The sequence below is a fragment of the Anaerolineales bacterium genome (genome assembly GCA_016928575.1).
In the GTDB taxonomy this organism is placed as follows: domain Bacteria; phylum Chloroflexota; class Anaerolineae; order Anaerolineales; family RBG-16-64-43; genus JAFGKK01.
The window spans coordinates 1-16,004 of the sequence record JAFGKK010000016.1 but is presented as its reverse complement, the minus strand read 5'-3'; the positions used below and the strand labels follow the sequence as shown (position 1 = coordinate 16,004).

Sequence of the window (16,004 nt, the reverse complement as noted above, 5' to 3'; positions counted from 1 at the left end):
CCCGTGGAGCGCTCAGTATTCCTTGCCGCCGTTGACGCCGCGCTTTCGCTTTCGGCCGCTTCTTCCGCCGCGACGGGCGCGGCATACGCAAAACGCGCCTGTTTGGAGTGGCTGGCGCGCTGGCCGGGAGATTTCCGAGTCCGCGCCCGGTTGGCCGACGCCTGCCTGCGGACGGGCGAAACCGACCAAGCCGTCCAACACCTTCGGCAGGTGATCGAAGCCGATCCGGAGTCCGGCAAAGCCTACGGCACACTCTCCGCCCTGCTCCGCAGAACCGGTTGCAGCGCGCTGTCCGCCGAAGTGGACGGATGTTTGTTCGCTTTGGGCGCCGCCGTCTCCACCGCCGCCGGTCTCCCGGATTGGGCCGATCCTCTTCAAACCTCCCTGCGCCTGTTGAAGGACGGCCGTTGGCAGGAAGCCCGCCTATCCGCCGAGACGGTCTTGTGCGCCGGGGCGGACCAGGCCCTTCCGGCGCTCGTCCATCTTCAGACTCTTTGGCGGCTTTCGGAACACGCCGTTGTACTTTCGGCCGGAGGCGAGTACCGCACCCGCTGGCCGGGATGCGCCGCCTTCCTTCTGTTGATGGCGCAATCCTGTTTTTCCACAGGGCGCAATGCCCAAGGCGTCGAACTCCTGCACGCGGTCTCGGTCGCGGATCCGGCAAGCGAAGTGGCCGACCGCTACCTGGGCGCGCTCAATCCCTACCGCTCGTTATGGCCAGCGCAGATGACGGCCGAGCTTTCCACCGCCCTGCCTGCCGAAGTGGCCGCGGCCGCCGGATGGAATCGGCTTGCCTCCGGCCCTCCCGGCCCGGAGCCGCCCGACCTTCCGGCCGACATTCCCGTCCTGAGGTTTCCCGATTTCGATGCCGAGAATCCGCCGCCGTTATCTCCGTCCGGACCGGTAGTGATCGAGCCGATCCCCGGTGAATTATTCCCCGGCCCATTCGATTCTTCCGACGAAAAAACATCCGGACCGTACAACCATGCCGGCGCGGTCCGCCAGCCGGAACCTCCGGCGCCGAAAACCCAAACGACGACGCCGACCGCCCGGCGCGAAGATTCCGGGCTGGACGATCTGCGGCGCGAATTGGACCGGGTGGCCGGCCGCTTGAGGGTGCGCAAAGGCACCCGTAAAAAGGATTCCCGCCAGCCGGCCTACCTCATCCTCACCAGCCGCAAGCGCCTGACGGCTATCTACGGCGCCGGCGCCCTTCCGCAGATCGACGACCGCCTGCAAAGTATTCTTCGCAGCAAACGCGGGATGGGCGGATGGTCCGCCTACTTGGCGGATGTCGACGACAGCGAAAACCTAAAGGCGTTCGGACTTTCGCCGGTGGATCCCGCCAACGCTTGGCAGGTAAAAACCCTCATCAGCGGGATCTGCGCTTTCCTCGAAGAAAAAAGTGAAATGCTCGGCGCGCTTCTGATCGTGGGCGGGGAAGAGGTGATTCCCTTCCACCGGCTTCCCAATCCGGCGGACGACGACGACGCCGACGTTCCCTCCGACAACCCGTATGCTGCGCGCGACGAGAATTATTTCGTCCCCGAATGGCCAGTCGGACGGATCCCCACGCCGCCGGATTCCAAGGCGGTTTTCCTGCTGGAGACGTTGGGCAGGATCGCGGAGCGGGAGTCGGCCGCCCGGAAAACCGTCATCGAATCCTTGTGGTGGGTAATTCGCACACTGCTGCGTCCCGGGACGGCGCGTTTCCGGAAGGGATCCGCCTGCACCGCCGCCGTTTGGAAGCGGGCGTCGGGGAACGTGTTCCGGCCCGTTTCCTCCACCGCCTCCCTGCTGGTCGCCCCGCCCATCCACAGCGGCACCCTTCCGAAGGAATTCCTGGCCCGACCGAAGTATTCCTACTTCAACCTGCACGGACTGGAACGCGGGCCGCAATGGCTCGGCCAGCGGGAAAGCAGCGGGAAGGGTCCGGCCGACGCCGAATTTCCGATCGTGTTGAATCCTTCCCAGGTTGTAGAAGCCGGGAACGTGCCGCAGGTCGTATTCACCGAGGCGTGCTACGGAGCCAACATCCGCGGCAAAGGGGTTCGCGACGCGCTGAGCATCGCTTTTCTGGGCGCCGGAACCCGGGCGCTGGTCGGATCGACCAAGATCTGTTACGGAGCCGCAGCGGCGCCGTTGATCGCCGCCGATCTGCTGGCGCACCTGTTTCTGCAAAACTGCCTTTCGGGCGTCCCGGCCGGCGAATCCCTGCGTCTGGCCAAACTGGCCTTCACCGAGGAAATGAACCGGCGCCAGGGATTTCTGGATCCGGAAGACCAAAAAACCCTGATCTCGTTCATTTTGCTCGGCGATCCGCTCTATGCTTCGGAAACCGGTTCTGCAAAACGGGGTCAAAGGGGCATTCCGCGCCGGCGCTTCTCCCCGGAGCGGATCAAAACCATTTTTGCCAAGGAAGACTTTGTCGAAAACGGAAGCTCACCATCGCCGAAGGTCCAGTTGGAGCTTAAAAAGGCCATGGCGCATTACCTGCCCGGGATGGGCGACAGCCGAATCCGGTTTCTCCATCCGCAGGAAGGGCAAGGAGTTCCTTCCGGGGAAGCCAAAGATGCTTCGCCCGGCCGGAAACCGCAGTCCACACCCCGCTCTCCGGCCTGGGTGGTCGCCCTTGACCGGAAATCCGAAGCCCACGGGCAGGCGATCAGACAATTTGCAAAGATCAGCCTGGACGGTTCCGGCCGCGTGGTTAAGATTGCCGTCTCCCGCTAGATTGGATTTCCTTAGAAAAAGGCGGAGCGCCCTTCGGCGCCCCGCCTTTTTCTAACGGCGTGAGTCAAGCCTGCCGGATGAACATGTTGTCGAACAAAACATCCGCCCCCGCGATGTCGAAGGTTCCGACCGCCAACGCGACCTGACCCTCCTCGAAGGAATCATCCGTCGCGCTCAGGACCAGATTTCCGTTCACGTACAATTCCAATTCTTCGCCTCGGCATACGACGGAGACCTGGTTCACCCCGTTGGGATCGATTCCGTCCACTTCTTCGAATTCGTCGCCGGATATGCCGCTGTATTCCCCGTCTTCCTTCTTCTCGATGATCGCGTACCCGTCGGCGGTCATCGCGAAGAGGTAAAAATTATTGCGGTCCACGAAGCGGGCCATGATTCCGAATTCGGTCGATTTCGGCCCACCGATTTTCTCGACTTCGACTTCGATCCGCACGTCGCCGTAATCCTCCTCGCCCGGGACGAACGACCAAGCGATCAGGTAGTCGGTTTTTATTTTCATGCGGTATCCGCCGTCTGAATACTCCAACAGCGCGTAGTCGTCCTCGTCCTCCATCCATCCGGAATCCGGATCCTCGAAATCGTCGGCGAAGAGGAAATCCGGCGTGGGGGTTAAGGTCGGCGTGAAGGTCGGCGTGTTGGTGGGCGTGTTGGTCGGGGTCGGAGTCCACATCGTCGCCGTTGCGGTTTGCATCACCGCCGTCCGGGTGGAGAAGTAGCTGGTGATCGGGTTGGAGCAGGATACGGAAACGAGGTAGATCATGGCTGCCGGAAACAGGAACAAAGCTTTTTTCATTGAGTCGTCTCCTTAAAACTTGGTGTGTTTGCGAAGATCCACTCCCATCCTTAACGAATAACCCGGTGCTCCGGAATTGCGCGAAGGATGTTAACTCCCGCCGGTTCTATTCGAATCTCACCGTCCTCAGGCAATCTTCCGCTATCTTGTCTTGTCCCTCTTCCCAGTCCTCATCCCGCCCTTACGTGGCGACGATCATGTGGCCGTCCCCGTCCGAGAAAAAGTACGAGGACAACCGAGCGGTGCCGTCCGCAAGCTCAACGATGCACGTCATCCAAGCGGATTCCACTCCGGCGTCGTTGGCAAAGGTTCCGTTGGATTTGCACTCGGCGCCGTATTCTTCTTCGTAATACTCCCCTACGAGTCCGGCGATTTCTTCCGGAGCAAACTCAAACCTTTCCCCGGAGAAACGCAACTCGGCGCCTCCAGGTCCGTTCCAGCCCATGAGTTCCCCGCCGGTATTCCACTTCCACTCCTTCGACGGCGCGGAGGAAAAGCCCACCGATCCGCCAAGTTCGATGTAGCACGGTTCCGGCGTGTTGGTCAGTGTTTTGGTCAGGGTCGAAGTTTACATCGTCTCCGTAGCCGTCTGCAGGACTGCGGTCCGGGTAGAGAAATAATTCGCGATCGGGTTGGAACAGGATACGGATATGAGAAAATACAAGGAAACGGGAAAGAGAAATCCAATTTTCTTCATCGTCTGTTTCTTGAAAAAGGGTTTTGTATAAGCGGCTTCGGGATGCCTTGCCTCATAAAAATCCCGCACAGGCGCCCAAAAACCGACCGCCTGTGCGGGACGACGATTAGACTCGTGCTGTTGTAGACAACTTAATCGAATTCAATAGACCGGATGCAATCTTCCACGACCGGATCCTGGTCTTCATCCTCTCCGTCTTCGCGCAAGTAGACGGCATCCACATATTTACCTTTCTCTGAGACGATGTACTCCTGGACCAGGGTGTTGTTCGGTAGATCGCACGTCATCCAGGCGCCGTCCAAACCGGAGTTGATCTCAAAATCGCCTTGACTCTCGCATTCGAAACCGTATTCTTCGTAATACAAAACTACGAGCACATCAACGATCTCGTTGGCCGAGGCGTTCACCCGGTTCGTATAAAAATATAATGCGGTGTTGCCGGGGCCTTCCCAGGCCATCAGATCCTCGCCGGAATTCTTTTTCCATCCCCGAGGAGGCACGTAGGAAAAATCGAACAAACCATAGGTTTCCTGATAACGTGGATCCGGGGTGGGCGTCGGTGTGTCGGTCGGGGTGGGCGTCGGCGTGTCGGTCGGGGTGGGCGTCGGCGTGTCGGTCGGGGTGGGCGTCCACATCGTCGCGGTGGCCGTCTGCTTCACCGCCGTTTGGGTGGACAGGTAATCCGTGATCGGATTGCTGCACGCCATGGAGGCGGCGAACAGCATGAGTCCTACCGCGAAGACGGATTTCTTCGAGAACATTGTGACCCTCCTTTTAATTCCTTGTGATGAGAATTTCTATGAGAGCCCAGAATTCATGATCCCCCTCATAGATTTACCAATAATAACCGCCTTTTTTCCGCTTGTCAAAGGAAGCTTATCGCTTTTTTCACGCGTAGTTTGTCACCCCGACCGCCTGCTCAATGAGGGGGTCCGGTCCAACCGCCGTCGGTCATGCTGATGTCTATCTCGGGTGTCTGGATCTCCGATTATGGGTGAAGAGCAGGCGTTCCTCTAAATTATGGTAAAACAACGCCTGGCATGTAAATTGCATCCAAAGGGGGTAGAAAAGAAAAAGGCTGCCATGAAGACCTCTCCAGGATTGGGGATCCATTATTTCCAGGACGACCGCCATTTCCGTGTCAAAGATGCGGAGTTGTGGCTCCCCGAATTGCTGTCCATGGACCTGCGGTGGCTGGTTCTCTCCACATCGATCTCGCAAGCCATCCCCGAAGGATTTATCCGGATGTTGACGGAAGCCGGAGTCGAACCCATCATCCTCCTGGACCGTGAACCGATCCAGCCTCCGCCGGCGGTCGCCTATTCCATTTTCCGGGCTTACCGGCGCGCCGGCGCGCATTTTATCGCCCCCTTCCCCGCACCCAATCTTGTATCCTCTTGGGTCGCCGGCGGCCGAAGCTTCCCATCCCCCGTGCGGCAATTCCTCTCGGTTTTCCCGCCCGTCGCCGAAGCGGTCCTTGCTGAAGGGATGACCCCGGTTTTTCCGATGCTGGATCCTTGCGGAAATTACTGGAGTTTGGCTTTTTTGGAAGCTTTCCTATCCGGTTTGGATCATTGCGGAAAGGGTGACTTGGCGAGGAACCTGGCCGTTGCGTGTGATTTTTCGGCCCGCAACCGCCCTCTCGATTGGGGCTCGGGCGGCCCCGCCCGCTGGCCGGAGGCCCGCCCCTACCTTACCACGCCTGGATCGCAGGATCATTTGGGTTTCCAGGGGTACCTTTGGACGGATGACGTCGTCCGGCGCACGCTCGGCACCAGCCTGCCGCTGATCGGATTGAAGGCGGGAGCGACGGTCGGCGATTTGACGGATCCGGAGTATCCCCCCGTCGATCCTCTGCGCCAGGCGGATGTCAACCTGCAGGCGGCCCAGATCGCCTCCGCCGGGGGATTCGCCGCGCCGGTTCTTTGCCTGTGCTTTTGGATTTTATCGGCGGACGACGGCGCCCCGGAAGCTTCCGAAGCCTGGTTTCGCAACAATGGATCCGCTCTGCCGATTGTTGATTCCCTTAAGCGGCGCGCCCTGTCCAAAAGGCTGCAGCCGGCCGAGGCCGGGCGAAAATCCCTGCGGCATTATCTGCTCCTGCCCGCCGATCCGGGAATTCTATCCGGTGCCGCCTGGGAATCGCTGCGGACCTACATGCAGGCATTTCAGCCCGTCTGCGGCTTTTCCATCGATGAAGCCAGCCAGGCGGAAAAAGTCACCATTCTCGGCGGCGCTCCCGCCGCGGCCGCCGCGCTGCGATTGCGCGACAGCGGGTGCCGCGTGGAATACCTTGCCGCCGAACGCACGTGAGAGGAGACCGCCATGATTTTTCCCAACGATTTCGAGACCCCGGAAGCGGAAAACGAATCTCATCCCAAGACGGTGATTAAAGTCGTCGGCCTCGGCGGCGGCGGCTCGAACGCCGTAAACCGGATGATCGAACTCGGCGTCTGCGGGGTGGAGTTTATCGCCTGCAATACCGACCACCAGGCGCTGAACCACTCTCAGGCGCCGCGCCAGGTGGCTCTCGGGCCGCGTACGACGCGCGGGCTGGGCGCCGGCGGGGATCCCGCCGTCGGCCGGGCTGCCGCCGAAGAAAGCTCCCGCGAACTGGCGGAGGCGCTCCAGCGCGCCGACATGGTGTTTCTGACCGCGGGGATGGGCGGCGGCACCGGGACGGGCGCCATCCCCGTGGCGGCCGAGATCGCCCGCGCCCAAGGCGCGATCGTCGTCGCGATCGTGACCCTGCCCTTCTCGTTCGAGGGCAAGCGGCGGATGCAGGCGGCGCAGGAAGGGATCGAAGCCATGCGCCCCTTCTGCAACACGCTGATCACGATTCCCAACGACCGTCTGCTTGAGGTGGCGCCCAAACAAACCACCTTCGACGTGGCGCTGCGGCTGGCGGACGATGTCCTGCGCCAGGGCGTGCAGGCGATCGCCGAGCTGATCACCCGACCGGGATTGGTGAACGTGGATTTCTCGCACGTGCGCTCGCTGATGCAGCTCGCGGGGGGCGCATGCCTGGCCGTGGGGCACGGCACCGGGCCCGACAAGGCGATCCTCGCCGTTCGGTCCGCGCTTCACAATCCGATGCTCGAGATCGGGTCGCTGGAAACGGCCGCCGGCCTGCTGGTGCACTTCACCGGCGGAGAGGATTTGGAATTGGCCGAGTTGCACCGGGCGATGCAGGAAGCGGCGGCCGACGCCGCCAATGCCGAGGTCTTCTTCGGCGCGGCGATCGATCCGGCGATGAAGGGCCGGGTGCAGGTGATCATCGTCGCCACCGGCGTCGGCGGACAGCCTCTGGGAAGCGTGATCGCCGGCGCCTCGCACATCCTGCTCAAGCATTCGAAGCCGGAAGGTTCGCCGGCTTCCGCCGCCGCGCCCGTCTCCCGGCTGGCGGCGGAACAACCCGCGGCGGCCGTCCGCCGCCCGGTGGCGCAGTTGCTTCAGCCGGCGCCGGCGCGTACGCCCAACCGGTCGCGGCCGATCGTCGGCACGGCCGCCCCCGGCCCCGCGGAGGATCCGGGTCCGGCCGCCCGCCCGGGAAGCTTCCCCGTGGAAACCGGCACGATCGTCACAGAGGAAATGACTCCCACGGCGATCTGTTCCGGCGAAGATTTGGAAATCCCCGCGTTTCTGCGGCGCCGGATGCGCCCGCCGGAATCGCCGACTGCCGGGCGTTCCTTTCATGCTGCTTCTTGACCCGCGCCTTCGGAGGAAGCCATGGGAATTGAGCCATCCGTTGTCGAAGCCGTCAACAAAAGGGTCTACCGGGAGTATCCGGAAATGCGCGGAGCCCGCCCCTCCGTTTCGCAAGCCGGAAACCGGTGCACCCTGGTGTACAAGGCGCAGGTGAAAACTCCCGCCGGTCCGATGGCGCGCGTGGTGCGAGTCGTCGCCGATGAGAAAGGCCGGATCCTGCGCATCTCCACTTCCAAATGAGAGGAGCAACATTCATGTATGCCATTCGGAAGTTCGGCTTATGGACCGCCTTGCGCTCGCTGCAAACGGCTGAATTCATGCTCGCCGGCCTTATCCGGAGCCGCCCCTATCTTCCATTTGCCGCGCTGAGCCTCTTGGGCGGGTTCGTCATCGGGTTTGCAATTACCCGTTGGTGAAATACCATTAAATAAGTTGCTGTTCATCTGGCGATCGTCATGCCGGCGCACGCCCTCGGCGTGTTCTTTGCCGGGGGTGAAATTAGCCGGCATCCAGAAAACCTTCAATAAATACCGGACCCCGGCTTCGAGCACCCCTGCTTCCCCCGCTTCGCGAGGGCAGGCGCGAGAGCAGGCGCGAGGGCGGGCGCCGGGATGACCGACAAAACCACCAACACCGGTGATGGTATGCTGTGATTATCTTGTCGAAATAATCCGCCTGCGCAGTTGCGGGAAAGAAGTATTCCAGGCGAGTCATTCTTCCCCCATCCCGGAATACTCCCGGCCGGGAGCCTGGCGCATAAGCAAACGGATTCCCTTCGATGGCTCCCGGAGGCCGGTTTAACCCGCGCCGGCATGAGCAACCCCCTTCTCGAAGTCGATGACGACCTTCCGGTACAATCTCATGAAGACGACCTCTGTCATCACGGCGCGTTTCCATACGGAAGCCTTTTCCCGTCATTCCCGCATATTTTCCGTAGTGTGACGCCCCCCACATCTTATTCCATATACTGCTTCAAGGTATTGCCCAGCCGGGACATTCCTTCGCGAATTCCGCCGTCGGTGGCGTTGGAATAATTCATCCTCAGGGTGTTCCCGCCGCCGCCGGCCGGGAAGAACGGGCTTCCGGGAACAAAGGCCACTTTATTTTCCACCGCCGCGGACAGGATTTCGGTCGAATCCATCCCTTCGGGGAGGGTCACCCACAGGAACAAACCGCCTTGCGGCCGGGTCCATTTCACGCCAGCGGGAAAGGTGTTCTGCATTCCGTCCAGCATGATGTCGCGCCGGCGGTGATACACACTGCGGATGACGTCGAGGTGGCGGTCGAGGAAGCCGTCGTAAGCGACTTGATACGCAACCATTTGGGTGAAGGTCGGGGTGTGCAGGTCGGAGCCCTGCTTCGCCTGCGCCATCCGGAAGATGACTTGCGGCGGCCCGATCACCCAAGCCAGACGCAGCCCCGGGGCGAGGATCTTCGAGAAGGTGCTCAGGTAGATGACGTTGCCGGTGTAGCACCCTTGGGATTGCCCCCGCATCTGCGCGTCCAAAGCGACCACCGAAGGGAGGTGCTGGCCCTCGAAGCGCAGCGAACCGTACGGGTCATCCTCGACGATCGGAACACCATACTTGTCGGCCAGTTCGACGAGTCGTTGGCGGCGGTCCAGGGAGAGGGTGACGCCGGTCGGATTTTGGAAGTTCGGCAGAACGTAAATCAGTTTCGGACCGGCGCGCAAAGCCGCCTCCAGGCCGTCGGTGCGGATCCCGTTCTCGTCGGCCGGGACGGCGATGTACTCCGCTCCGTAAGCGCCCCAAGCCTGCAAGGCGCCGAGATACGTCGGCGATTCGACCAGGATCTTGTCGCCGGGGTTGATCAGGATTTTGCCGATCAGATCCAACGCCTGCTGTGAGCCGGTGGTGATCATTACGTTTTCCACGGCGGTTGTCACCCCCTCACGCTCAGTCCGCCGGGCGAGAAACTCGCGCAACGGAAGGTACCCCTCGGTGATCCCGTATTGCAGGACCTCGGAGGGTTTCTCGCTGAGGACCACGTCGCAGGCCGCGGCGAACTCCTTGACCGGAAAAATTTCCGGCGCCGGCAGGCCTCCGGCGAAGGAGATCACGTCCGGCCGGGCGGTGATCTTCAGGATTTCACGGATGACCGAACTGGTCATCGCCTGCGTGCGCTGCGCAAAACGGCTGTCCCAAAGTGTTTCCATGATACGCCTCTAATCGGGGGGATTGACGGATCATTGTATCCCTCCGCCGGTGAGTGAAAGGTTTGATGAAGGACGCGAAGGAAAACCATGGAGAATCGCGCGGTGGGACTCCCTCCCGCCGATGAGCAAAAGACGGAATGCCGTCTCGGGAAAACCCGCCCGTCCGCGGGAAAGGGCGTCAACGATCCAGAATCCCCCGTTCGCGCGCCCGTGCGACCGCTTCCGTCCGATTGCCGGCTCCGATTTTTTCGAGAATATGGTTGATGTGGGTTTTCACCGTTCCGACGGTGATGACCAGCCGTTCGGCGATCTCCCGGTTGGAATTCCCCCGTGCCAACAACCTTAAAACCTCCATTTCCCTTCCGCTGAGGGAAAGCGGGGAGGGAACGCCGGGGAGGCCGTCTTCTTCGAAAGCCCTTCCCGGCCGATGCGGTGATGGAGAAATCGCGCTGAGAATTGTCCCGACGTACTCCGCGTAGATCCCGCGCCGGTAAGCTGCAGCCAGCAGACTCTGCGACTCCGGTCCCTGGTCGAAGGTGTGGATGAATCCCTCCGCCTGTCCGGCTTCCAATGCGCGTTCCAGCGCCTTCCAGACTCGCCGGTCCTCCCCCTGCCGGTGCAGGGCCTGCGCCTGCAGAAGCGACAGCTCCATAATCCGCTGCGCCAATCCGTTCGTGGCGGCCGATTCCAACTGCCGTTCCAGATACGCAAGCGCCGTTTGACTCCGTCCGGCGGCTATCGAAATCCACGTCCGGATCAGATAGGCCAAGTAATACGCTTCCGCCGCGCCCAGCGGTCCCATTCCTGGAAGAAAGTCCGCGCTGTCCAGCGATCGGGAGAACGAGCGGTCCCAGGCATCCGCCTCCGCCATCCCGCGTTTCCGCCGCTGCGGAGAGAGCCGGATCCTCAGCTCAATCCTCAATCCGCGGGAAAGGAAATCGACTTCCGGCCAAGCGTCCTCCAAACGGCTGAGAAATCCGAATGCGTCATCCTGCCGGGCTTGGATCGCCCGCAGGCGGAACAATCCCCTGCAGGCGATCATCTGGTAATAGGGATTCATCCCCCATCCGATCCGTTCCAATCCGTGTGAGAAAAACCGCTCCGCCTCATCCAACCGGTCCCGTTCCAGGAAAACCTCGCCCAGGGCAAGATCCAGGCATCCCGCCGCAGGCAGGGAAGAACCCGCTCCACCCGTCAAGTCCGCGAGGTCCGCATGCGCCTGCCGGCAGATGGCTTCGGCCTGCCGCAGGTGACCCTGCGCCTGCGCCAGACGGGCCTGATGGAAGGCGGCTTCGGCGATGCCGAAAAAATTCCGGCCGGCCGCGGACAGTTCCTTTGCCCGTTCCATCGCTTCGCTTCCGGCCCGGGCGTCCTGCAGCGCCATATGCGCATACCCAACCGTCAATCCCAACGCGGAACGGGCCGGATCGTCCTCCGCCAGCAGGTCCATTGCCGTTTGCGCCAGGTCGAATTGCCGCCTCGGATCAACCTCCGGATTCCAGGTCGTCGCTTCGAGGAAGGTTCGTGTCGTGGCCGCCTGCCCCATCAGGATCCGTGCGGTCCTCCGGTCTCCCATTTCCATCGCAGTCCGTTCGACTTGAGTCAAGCGTTCCAGGATTTTCCGCCTATCCCTCTCGCGGTATCCGAGCAGGAGCGCGTTGGATTGAATCAGGCACAATCCCGGATGATTGCGCATTTCATCTTCCGGAAACGTATCGCACCATTCACGCACAGCCGCCGTTTCGCCGCGCATCACCATATCCGCCCCGTGCCGTTCCACCATCGCCGCGGCGAATGGCCAATCTCCAGCGCGGAACGCGCAACGGACGGCCTCGCGCAGATACCCGTGTTTCGAATGCCACTCGGCGGCCGCGCGATGCAATCCGGGGATGCGGGAAGGGTGTTCCTTTTGCAACCGGTCCTGGAGGAAATCCCGGAACAGGGGGTGGTACCGGTACCACTCGCCCCGGTCGTCGAGGGCGGCGATGAACAAGTTGTCCCGCTCCAACCGCTTCAAGACTGCCGCGCTCTCATCGCTGCAGCCGGTGATCAGATCGCAAAGCGAAGCGTGCATCCGATCCAGAACGGATGTCAGGAGCAGGAATAACCGCACCGATTTCGCCTGTCGGGAAAAGACCTCTTGCCACAGATAGTCCACGAGCAAACGGCTGCTTCCGTCGAGGGATCGGATCGCGCTTTCGCCGCCGGAGGGGCCCGCCAGGGAGAGCGCGGCAAGTTGGAGACCCGCCGCCCAGCCCTCGGTCCGCTGCTCGAGGATGTCGATCCAATCGGCCGGGATCTCCATCCGCATCACATCCCTAAGAAAAAGGTCCGTTTCTTCGCGGCTGAACCGGAGTGCGTCTGCGCGCAGCTCCTTCAAGCGCCCGCGGGCGCGATGACGGGCCCAAGGCAGCGGCGGATCCGACCGGCTGCCGACGGCCAGGCACATCCGATCCGGAAGGTGCTCGAGGAGGTATCCAACAGCCTCGTGGATGGCCGGCGATTGAATCGATTGGTAATCGTCGAGCACCAAGAGCAAATCCGGCCCGTCCTGCGCAAGCGAATTCAGCAGGGGCGGCAGGACCCGCCGCAGATCGACGTCGGGTGAGGAACGCAAGAAACCGGAGATTTGTGTCCGGGTTGAGTCCGGTCCGAGCGCCCGGTCCAAACTGGCGGTCAGGTAGGAACCGAATAAAACCGGATCGTCGTCGCCGGGGTCGAGCGCATACCAGGCGACGGCTGTTCCCCGCTCCCTCCGGCGGCGGGCCCACTCGGTGAGGAAAGTCGTCTTTCCGTATCCGGCGGGAGCGCAGACGAGAAGCAGGCGGAATCCGGGATCTTCATCGCCCGGATCCAGAAGACGCGTTCGCGGGATGACTCGGGGACGGGCGGCGGGAACGGCGATTTTGGTCAGCAGCAGCGAAAAAGCTGTCAGATCGGTCATTGTCCGGGATTCTACACCTCCTATCAGGGGAAGGCATCGGCCGTCCAGTATGCCGCGGAGGTTCAATCCAACCCGGAATCCACCTTTGGATAGATGACGAAAACTTCTCCGCCGGGTAGGATGATACCGGATAAAAACATCGGAAAGGAATAATTAAAATGGAAGACAGAACCCTGATTGCGTACTCCTCGAAATACGGTTCGACCAAAAAGGCCGCCGAAGCGGTCGCCGACTCCCTGGGCGCTTGCGGCCTGCCCGCAGACTTGATGCCCGTTTCCAAGGTCACCCATCCCGCCCCGTACGCCGCTTTCATCTTGGGAGCTCCGCTCTATATCGGCCGATGGCCGGTGGCGTTCCGTCGGTTCCTCGTCCGTCACCAAGACCTGCTATCGCGGCGGACTCTGCTGATCTTCACGCTCGGCCCGACCTCTACCGATCCGTCGGCGTGGGAAGCCGCCCGCTGCCAGCTGAAAGGGGAATTGGAAAAACATCCCTGGCTTAACGTTTTGCAGGCTGAGCTGTTCGGCGGGCGATACGATCCCTCCCGGTTGCGGTTTCCTGACAACCTGTTGGCGGCGCTGCCGGCCAGTCCCCTGCATGCCATGCCGCTTTCCGATGCGCTGGATCTGGGGGCGGTCCGCACCTGGACCCGCGATCGGGCGCCCGCGCTCCATCCTGCGAGTCCCCTTTCGGAGGTAACGTGAAACAAGCGTCGCGGGTCATGGTTTCCACATTTGGCACCCTGGTCGGTTTGGCCGGGATCGAGCACGGGCTGGGGGAAATCCTCCAAGGCGGCGCGGCTCCGGCCGCGATGGTGTTTCCCTCCTGGCCGCAATCAGAGTTCTTCCGCAGTCTGAACGGTGAACCCGCCTTCAGCTTAATTCCCAACCTACTCCTGACCGGCCTTCTCGCGGTTTTCGTGTCCTTGCTGTTCATCGCGTGTTCGATCCGGCTGACTCCGCGCCGTCACTGCGCGTGGATATTGATCGGCCTCTCTGTGGTGTTGTTACTCACCGGCGGCGGGATCTTCCCTCCCGTTTTCGGCATCCTGGTCGGTGTTGGGGCCTTTCGCCTTAATTCCCGCAAGCGGGATCCCCGGATTCCCGCCTGCGGATTCCTTTCCCGGGGGTGGCCGTGGTTGTTCGCCCTGAGTCTGGTATCCTGGTTTGCCATGCTTCCCGGAGTTCCGGCGCTGGAATACTTCTTCGGCGTGGAACAACCGATCCTGACCTTCATACTTCTGGTTTGCATGTTCGGATTCCTCATCCTTTCCTGGATCGCGGCCGGGATGCGGGATCGAGATCCGTACGCCGACCGCCTCCTGCGGTCGAGCGCCGCGAAAGGACCGGGAGACTGAGCCTGAAATTTTAGCCCGCGCTTGAAGGAGATCGAAAAGCCCGCCCCGATCGTCGTGCGACGATCGGGGCGGGCTTTTTGATCTTTCCGCCGGCCGCGGCCGGGGGATTCCGCCTGCGGGGATGTGGTACCATCGTCGCGGGTTTTCACGACCATGATCCTACCCTGCGTGCACGACATAACCGAAGAGGAGCTTCTCGGATTTCTCGCGAAGATCGGAGAGCCGCCATACCGCGCCAAACAAATCCGCAGGAATCTGTATTCCGGTTTAATCGACGATCCTGACCGGATGACCGATTTGCCGGCCGGGTTGCGCGCCGTCCTTAAACGCTCCTTCCTATTTCAACCGCTGGTACTCGACCAACAGGCCGTATCCGGGGACCGCCAGACCCGCAAATACCTGTTCCATCTGCCCGACGGCGCCCCGATGGAGACGGTTTTGATGTTGTACGACCGGCGCAAGACGGCCTGCATCTCCACCCAATCCGGCTGCTCCGTTGGCTGCGCCTTTTGCGCCACCGGCCAGATGGGATTGCGCCGCTCGCTGACCGGAGGCGAGATTTCCGCCCAGGTGTTTTATTTGGAAAGGATGCTGAAGGCGGATGGGCGTGGCTTGACCAACATCGTCGTGATGGGGATGGGAGAACCGTTCCTGAACTACGAAGCCTTCCTGTCCGCGGTCCGCCAGCTCACGGCGGCTGACGGTTTTGGATTCGGGGCGCGGCGCATCACCGTCTCGACGGTGGGGATCGTCCCTGGCATCCGGCGCTTCGCCGGTGAGCACAGCCAGGTTAATCTGGCGGTTTCCCTGCACGCGGCCGATGACGATCTGCGCAGCCGGCTGATCCCGGTCAACCGCACCTATCCACTGGCGGATCTGTTCGCCGCCTGCGACGAATACATCCGGGAGACCAATCGGCGCCTGTCCTTGGAATGGGCGCTGATCGACGGCGTGAACGATTCCACCGCCCAAGCACACCGGCTGGCAGACCGGATACGAAAGCAATTGTCAAAACCGCTGGTCCACATCAACCTTATCCCCCTTAATCCGACCCGCCGATATCCGGGTTCCCCCGCGAATACCGAACGGATCGAAGCCTTTCGCGGCGTACTGGCTGAAGAAGGATTGGCCTGCACGGTCCGTCTGGCCCGCGGCGTCGACATCGCCGCCGGTTGCGGGCAACTCGCCGGCTCGGTCGATGCCGTTTCCCCAAAGCGCCCGTCGGGGTAATCCCGTCCAAATATCAAAGCTTGGAGGTCGTGTCGTCGTATACTTGGCCGGCATCCAGGGCTTGTTCGTCATGCCGGCGTATACCTAGCCGGCATCCAGGACTTGTTCGTCTTGCCGGCGTGTACCTAGCCGGCATCCAGCGGTTGTTCGTCATGCCGGCGTGTACCTAGCCGGTATCCAGCGGTTGTCCGTCATGCCGGCGTGTACCTGGCCGGCATCCAGAAACCTTCGGAGCAAATCCTTCAACCCATGCTCCTGGACCCCGGCTGAGAACACGCCGGGATGACATCGGTCTGGAAGGCCGCTATGCCGAAGAGATGCCATCATTTTCCTGAAAAAGTTCGTCAT

The 16,004-nt window shown here is 61.7% G+C and carries 13 protein-coding genes; 7 read left to right on the top strand and 6 right to left on the bottom strand.

All coding sequences use genetic code 11. The features are described 5' to 3' along the window. Positions 1–3 precede the first annotated feature (3 nt). Positions 4–2,733: a tetratricopeptide repeat protein gene (locus tag JW929_03045; GenBank protein MBN1438362.1), complete on the top strand. Its 2,730-nt coding sequence runs from the start codon at positions 4–6 to the stop codon at positions 2,731–2,733. A gap of 64 nt (positions 2,734–2,797) precedes the next feature. On the opposite strand, the gene JW929_03040 is transcribed toward JW929_03045, so the two are convergent. The 3 genes from JW929_03040 to JW929_03030 form a co-directional block, all read right to left on the bottom strand. Continuing rightward, complete coding sequence (locus JW929_03040; GenBank protein MBN1438361.1) at positions 2,798–3,544, bottom strand: hypothetical protein; 747 nt, start codon at positions 3,542–3,544, stop codon at positions 2,798–2,800. A gap of 181 nt (positions 3,545–3,725) precedes the next feature. Continuing rightward, the gene (locus JW929_03035; GenBank protein ID MBN1438360.1) at positions 3,726–4,046 is read right to left on the bottom strand and encodes a hypothetical protein; all 321 of its coding nucleotides are present in this window, start codon (positions 4,044–4,046) and stop codon (positions 3,726–3,728) included. A 326-nt stretch (positions 4,047–4,372) separates the two neighbouring features. After that, a complete protein-coding gene (locus JW929_03030; GenBank protein MBN1438359.1) occupies positions 4,373–5,002 on the bottom strand; it encodes a hypothetical protein in 630 nt (209 codons plus the stop codon). A gap of 322 nt (positions 5,003–5,324) precedes the next feature. Between JW929_03030 and JW929_03025 the strand changes: the two genes are divergently transcribed. Genes JW929_03025 through JW929_03015 form a run of 3 tightly spaced genes read left to right on the top strand, consistent with a single transcriptional unit; the run spans position 5,325 to position 8,189 of the window. Continuing rightward, complete coding sequence (locus tag JW929_03025; protein ID MBN1438358.1) at positions 5,325–6,554, top strand: hypothetical protein; 1,230 nt, start codon at positions 5,325–5,327, stop codon at positions 6,552–6,554. Between the two features lie 12 nt (positions 6,555–6,566). Continuing rightward, the gene (gene ftsZ / locus JW929_03020; protein ID MBN1438357.1) at positions 6,567–7,949 is read left to right on the top strand and encodes a cell division protein FtsZ; all 1,383 of its coding nucleotides are present in this window, start codon (positions 6,567–6,569) and stop codon (positions 7,947–7,949) included. Between the two features lie 21 nt (positions 7,950–7,970). After that, positions 7,971–8,189, top strand: a complete 219-nt coding sequence (locus JW929_03015) for a hypothetical protein (GenBank protein ID MBN1438356.1) — start codon at positions 7,971–7,973, stop codon at positions 8,187–8,189. 38 nt (positions 8,190–8,227) lie between these two features. Here JW929_03015 and JW929_03010 read toward each other — a convergent pair whose 3' ends face one another. From JW929_03010 to JW929_03000, 3 genes are all read right to left on the bottom strand, one after another. After that, positions 8,228–8,500 (bottom strand): hypothetical protein, encoded by a 273-nt coding sequence (locus JW929_03010; GenBank protein ID MBN1438355.1) that lies wholly within the window; start codon positions 8,498–8,500, stop codon positions 8,228–8,230. Between the two features lie 404 nt (positions 8,501–8,904). Next, the gene (locus JW929_03005; protein ID MBN1438354.1) at positions 8,905–10,125 is read right to left on the bottom strand and encodes a PLP-dependent aminotransferase family protein; all 1,221 of its coding nucleotides are present in this window, start codon (positions 10,123–10,125) and stop codon (positions 8,905–8,907) included. 178 nt (positions 10,126–10,303) lie between these two features. After that, positions 10,304–13,069, bottom strand: coding sequence for a hypothetical protein (locus JW929_03000; GenBank protein MBN1438353.1), 2,766 nt, complete (start codon positions 13,067–13,069; stop codon positions 10,304–10,306). A 158-nt stretch (positions 13,070–13,227) separates the two neighbouring features. On the opposite strand from JW929_03000, the gene JW929_02995 reads away from it, so the two are divergent. The 3 genes from JW929_02995 to rlmN all read left to right on the top strand — a co-directional run bounded on the left by JW929_02995 (position 13,228) and on the right by rlmN (position 15,656). Next, positions 13,228–13,773 carry a hypothetical protein gene (locus JW929_02995; protein ID MBN1438352.1) on the top strand — a complete coding sequence of 182 codons (546 nt, stop codon included), beginning with the start codon at positions 13,228–13,230 and terminating at the stop codon, positions 13,771–13,773. Then, a complete protein-coding gene (locus JW929_02990) occupies positions 13,770–14,426 on the top strand; it encodes a hypothetical protein (protein ID MBN1438351.1) in 657 nt (218 codons plus the stop codon). The genes JW929_02995 and JW929_02990 overlap by 4 nt, the downstream gene beginning before the upstream one ends. Positions 14,427–14,579: 153 nt before the next feature. Further along, positions 14,580–15,656 (top strand): 23S rRNA (adenine(2503)-C(2))-methyltransferase RlmN, encoded by a 1,077-nt coding sequence (gene rlmN, locus JW929_02985; GenBank protein MBN1438350.1) that lies wholly within the window; start codon positions 14,580–14,582, stop codon positions 15,654–15,656. Positions 15,657–16,004: the final 348 nt, after the last annotated feature.